We start from the raw sequence: 5527 nt of genomic DNA, 5'->3' as shown, positions 1-5527 counted from the left end.
ATATTTTTATTAATGTTTAACAAGGAGTATTTAATATGTCTTTAATAGATAATATAGTAGCGAGAGAAATTTTAGACTCGAGAGGAAATCCTACCGTTGAGGTGGATGTTTATTTGGACAGCGGAGCGATGGGAAGAGCGGCAGTGCCTTCTGGAGCTTCCACTGGAGAGCATGAAGCCGTTGAATTAAGAGACGGAGACAAAAGCAGATATTTGGGAAAAGGCGTTCAAAAAGCCGTTGAAAATGTAAATGAAATTATTTGCAACGAATTAATCGATATGGACGCTTTAGAACAAGTTGAAATCGACAGAACAATGATAGAACTTGACGGCACGGAAAACAAAGGAAAACTTGGAGCAAACGCTATATTGGGAGTATCTCTTGCGGTTGCGAAAGCTGCGGCTAACGAACTTGACATTCCTCTATACAGATATATCGGAGGAACTAACGCCAAAACTTTACCCGTTCCTATGGCTAATATTCTAAACGGCGGCGCGCACTCGAGCGCTCCAATAGACTTTCAAGAGTATATGGTTATGCCTGTCGGTTCTCCTACTTTCAAAGAAGGAATTCGATGCGTAGCGGAAGTTTTTCACAATTTGAAAAATATTCTTCATGATAAAGGTTTAAGCACGACAGTTGGAGACGAAGGCGGATTTGCTCCAGATTTGAAAGATAACGAAGAACCTTTAAAAGTTATCATGCAGGCAATTGAAAAAGCGGGCTATAAACCTGGGGACGATGTATGCATTGCGATGGACCCAGCTTCGAGCGAATTCTACGATAAAAACAAAAAGAAATATGTTTTCAAAAAGTCGGACAAAAGAGAACTTTCTTCTGCAGAAATGGTTGATTTTTACGCTCATTTGGTTAATAATTATCCTATCATATCAATCGAAGACGCCACAGCGGAAGACGACTGGGAAGGATGGAAAATCTTAACCGAAAAATTGGGTAAAAAAGTTCAATTAGTCGGAGACGATTTATTTGTTACAAATGTTAAAAGACTTCAAATGGGACTCGATAAAGGCGTGGCAAATTCCATACTTATAAAAGTTAATCAAATAGGTTCTTTAACCGAAACTTTGGATTCAATCGAACTTGCAAAAACTCATAATTATACTTCCGTTGTTTCTCATCGTTCGGGCGAAACCGAAGACACTACGATAGCCGATATAGTTGTCGCTACAAATGCGGGACAGATAAAAACGGGAAGCGCATCAAGAAGCGATAGAATAGCGAAATATAATCAGCTTTTGAGAATAGAAGAAGAGTTGGGAAATAGAGCCGTTTATTTGGGTAAAAAAGCTTTCTTTAATTTAAAATAATTTATTTATTTAATTTAAGATTAAAAATAAAAATTATAGACGAACCTATTTCAAATTATAAAATATTTGAGATAGGTTTTATTTTTATTATTATTTAGTTTAATTTTATTTTTATCAGTAAGAGGAAATAACTATGGAAAATAAGTGGATAATATGGAGCGAAAAATTTGAAGTCGGCTATAAAAGAATTGACGACCAGCATAGAGAACTTATTAATATAATAAACGATTTGCATGCCTCCGCGGAAAAAGGGAACTTGTTGATTCCAGAAGTTAAAGATAAATTTAAAATTATTCTAAAAAGAACCGTGGATTACGCGACTTATCATTTTGCAACCGAAGAAAAAATAATGAAAGCTGTTCATTATAAATCTTTTAAAGAGCATATTTCAAAACATAGAGAATTTTCAAGCAAGGTTTTGGAAGAAGTTATAAAATATACAAACGGCGAAAATGTCGATATGGAAGATTTTATAGTCTATTTGAGAGACTGGCTTTTTAGTCATATTTTGGGAGACGATAAAGCCTTTGTTGACGAACTTAAATTAATACTCGAAAAAATGAAAGAGGAAGAAAATCAAAAGAAATAAACTTCCTCTAATTATATTTTTATTAATTATATATCCTAAAATCCATCTCTGGAAATATATCGTCTCGCCACTCCAATTTGCTTAACCATTCTTCGTTTAAATCTCTGTTTTTAATTGCATAATACAAATCGGTAAATCTTTTCAAATATAATTTTGTAGTATTAACGGCGTATTCAACCATAGTTCCCGTATGCATTATAAAAGCCCAGTCGCTGCTTTGAGCGAGCAAAAGTTCTCTTGCCGCTTGATTTAAGGCTCTTTCATAGAGTCCCGTTTCGTTATAATAATCGTGCGCAAGTTCAATCATTCTTTCCGCCGCTTTATGCAAATGTCTGTATATCCATCCGTTAGTTCCGTTAAGCCAAACTTCGCCGTATCCGTTCGCTCCCCAGCTTGACATCGAAGGCATTGATATTTGATTTACGGGATGCCTTTCCAAATATTCTTTAGGAGTTATCGTTTCAATCGTGCTTTGGTCGAAGTGAATTTTCCTCATTAAAAATTCTATAAACATAGGTCCTTCATACCACCAATGTCCGAATAATTCAGCGTCATAAGGCGACACGACTATCGGAGGACGGTCCATAACGGAATCCAAATATTCTATCTGTTTTTCTCTATTAAACATAAAATTGCCCGAATGTTCTCCCGCCGCATCCATAGCCGCTTCGGGATTATAAGGTTCTTTCGGACAATCTTTACCCGTGATTCTATAATATTTGATTCCCGTATTTTTTCTTAAACCGTTGCTTTGAATAAAATCTTTAATATATTCAAAAGGCAAATCGTATCCTATATCTCTATAAAATTCTCTATATCTAAAATCGCCGGGATAACCTACTTCCGCACTCCAAACGCTTCTCGAACTTTCTATATCTCGCCCGAACGCCGCGACTCTGCTCTCTCTCGAACAATATAAAGGCGCATAAACTCCGTATTTCGGCACTTTATCGGCATGCATTATTCCGTGAGTGTCTACAAAGAAATATTTAATTCCGTTATTTGCCAGATGTTTTTCAAGTCCCGGAAAAAATCCGCATTCTCCAAGCCATATTCCAGTCGGTTTTCTTCCCATATGTCTTTCATAAGTTTTAACCGCCATTCTTAACTGCGCTTCTATCGCGTTAGGATATTCCTGCATAAAAGGAAAAAATCCATGCGTAGCTCCGCATGTTATTATTTCCAAATTTCCTCTTTCCAAAAAATATCTAAATCCGTTTAAAAGATTTTTGCCGTATTTATAAACGAATATATCTCTTATTCTATAAAATTTATCTCTATAAACTTCCGCCGTATGATGAAAATTCGGGTCTAGTGAAGTTCTTTCGCATTCCATTTCCGCCAATTTTATTAACTTCTCTATATATTCTACATATCGGTTTTGCAGAAGTTCGTTTGCAAACATATTCATAAGCGGAGGAGTAACGCTCATTGTGATTTTAAAATTGACGCCGTCATTTACAAGTCTATCGTAAGCGTCAAGCAAAGGGATATAAGTTTCGGTAATGGCTTCGTATAACCATTCTTCCTCTAAAAAATTTTCATGCTCGGGATGCCTCACATATGGCAAATGAGCATGCAATACTAAAGCTAAATAACCTTTTGACATATAATTTTCCTTTATTTATTCCTTAAATTATTAAACTATTTATATTATATAAAAAATATTAGTTAAATCAAGACTTTTAAAATAAATTTCATATATTTTATACGGATTTTATTATGCAAAACTTTAAGATTTGCAGGACGGACAGATTCCTAAAAAAACGATATCATGCTTTATTATTTCCATATTATTTTCTTTTGAGGCGATTTCGTCTAAAGATTTTTGATATTTCATCGGCATATCGAATAATTTTTTACATTTATCGCATTGAAAATGATAATGTTCTTCCGTTTTATGGTCGAATCTCACTGCATCGTCTATTACGGATATTTTTTGTATATCTTTATTTTCCGAAAGCAAATTTAAATTTCTATAAACCGTTCCCAAACTTATTGATGGAAAATTCGGCTTTATATGATTATAAACTTCTTCCGAAGTTGGATGATTCTTCAATTCTCTAACCGCATTCAAAATAACCTGCTTTTGTATGGTGTTTCTCGTGTTATTCATAATAACCCCATAATTATTAAATAATAATTTATAATTGATAATTAATATTATTTAGTAATATATTATATTTTATAATATTTGTCAATATGGGATTTTATAGCACTTTTAAATTAATATAATCTATCGATAAAACTTGATTATCGTTCGATTTTGTGATTATAAATTTATAATTATCTTTTTCAAAATAATATATTTCTGCTAAAATATTTCCGTCAATATCGTCTATTATTTCGCTATTCAGATTAATATTATTTGAAACTAAATTTTTTAAAATATTTTCCAAAGCCTCCTCGAGATTATTATTTATATTAACCGTTATCTGCTCTATTATATTATCTCCGACAAATACTACAATCTCTCCGTCATTTTCTTTCACTTTTATATTTTTTCTTAAAATATTATTTCTAATCAAATTTTTATCAATTTCAAAAATTTTTGATAAATTATCAAACGAAGTCGTAAAAGAAATTGAAAATAAAGATTTTATATCGTTAGCGTTTATATAAATAAAATCCGAATATATAAGACTCTCGGACAAATCCACGCCTCTATTGGCGGTTCTGTTTTTATGAATCAAATTTGCAAAAACTATGCATAAAACAAACAGACATGAAAACAGTATAAATTTTATAGCTCGCATTTTTATTTATAAATAATTAAAAATCAAAAAATAAATTATAAGAACCAAATAATTAAATAATTAGTCTTCCGTTAGCAATATATCGTTAACTTCTTCTATAGAAAATAAAGGCATATCGTTCGCGTTATAAAAAGCGGGAGTAACAGTAAAATTTAAAACTCCTTTATACTGCTTATAATTTTCCGCTTCTATGACTATATCCAAATCTATATCCATACTTTCGTTTGAATCGACTTTTTTCGGCATAAAGCAGAACATAAATTTTCCCGGAACATTTTTTGAAACTACGGCTGGATTAGGAAAATTCGCTCCGTATCCTTCTATAAGTTTATCTTTATAATACATATAAACCATAGCGCTTTCCACTTTTTTAGAACCGTTTGCCGAACATATATTTCCCATTATACTCGGATATGCTAAATAATAGCCGCTCTCTTCTATAATTGGAATAGATTCTATCGGAGTATTTTCTTTTCTTCTTCTTATAACTTCGCATGCTTTTTCTATCGTATTCAATATTTCAATATTTTCTTCCGTGTCGCTTCTATCGTAGCTATGCAAAACTCCTCTTGCGCTCGTCACATATTGGGGCTGCACTCTATTCAAAGTATAGGCTATTATATCCATGCGCATATTTGTATTTGCGGGTATATTTCTTTCTTTAAAATAAGAATCCGCCAATTTGGAAATTTTTTGTTCCATAAGATTTACTAAATACATAATATTCTCCTTAAAAAAATTCAGAGTTAATAATTATAATATTATACAAAATAAAATATTATTTGTCAAAACGATTTTGTATTAATAATATAATAAAAAAATAAAAATTTTGCTGAATTTTTTTATTTAATGTT

Annotated in this window: 6 protein-coding genes; 2 read left to right on the top strand and 4 right to left on the bottom strand. The window is 32.2% G+C overall.

Going from position 1 to position 5527, the window contains the following annotated elements; all coding sequences use genetic code 11:
* Positions 1–35: 35 nt before the first annotated feature.
* Positions 36–1328 (top strand): phosphopyruvate hydratase, encoded by a 1293-nt coding sequence (eno, locus tag ACR0QS_RS10495; RefSeq protein ID WP_432633397.1) that lies wholly within the window; start codon positions 36–38, stop codon positions 1326–1328.
* A 133-nt stretch (positions 1329–1461) separates the two neighbouring features.
* Positions 1462–1917, top strand: a complete 456-nt coding sequence (locus tag ACR0QS_RS10490) for a bacteriohemerythrin (protein ID WP_432633396.1) — start codon at positions 1462–1464, stop codon at positions 1915–1917.
* A 22-nt stretch (positions 1918–1939) separates the two neighbouring features.
* Here the strand turns inward: ACR0QS_RS10490 and ACR0QS_RS10485 are convergent, their stop codons facing one another.
* The 4 genes from ACR0QS_RS10485 to ACR0QS_RS10470 form a co-directional block, all read right to left on the bottom strand.
* Complete coding sequence (locus ACR0QS_RS10485; RefSeq protein ID WP_432633395.1) at positions 1940–3526, bottom strand: glycoside hydrolase family 57 protein; 1587 nt, start codon at positions 3524–3526, stop codon at positions 1940–1942.
* Positions 3527–3649: 123 nt separating this feature from the next.
* Positions 3650–4033, bottom strand: a complete 384-nt coding sequence (locus ACR0QS_RS10480; protein ID WP_432633394.1) for a Fur family transcriptional regulator — start codon at positions 4031–4033, stop codon at positions 3650–3652.
* A 94-nt stretch (positions 4034–4127) separates the two neighbouring features.
* Positions 4128–4673 carry a hypothetical protein gene (locus tag ACR0QS_RS10475; protein WP_432633393.1) on the bottom strand — a complete coding sequence of 182 codons (546 nt, stop codon included), beginning with the start codon at positions 4671–4673 and terminating at the stop codon, positions 4128–4130.
* Positions 4674–4733: 60 nt separating this feature from the next.
* Positions 4734–5393, bottom strand: coding sequence for a late competence development ComFB family protein (locus tag ACR0QS_RS10470; protein ID WP_432633392.1), 660 nt, complete (start codon positions 5391–5393; stop codon positions 4734–4736).
* Positions 5394–5527 lie beyond the last annotated feature (134 nt).

Origin of the sequence: Brachyspira sp. (genome assembly GCF_050873525.1) — a bacterium.
Classification (GTDB): Bacteria; Spirochaetota; Brachyspiria; order Brachyspirales; family Brachyspiraceae; genus Brachyspira.
This window is presented reverse-complemented; position numbering and strand designations above follow the sequence as displayed.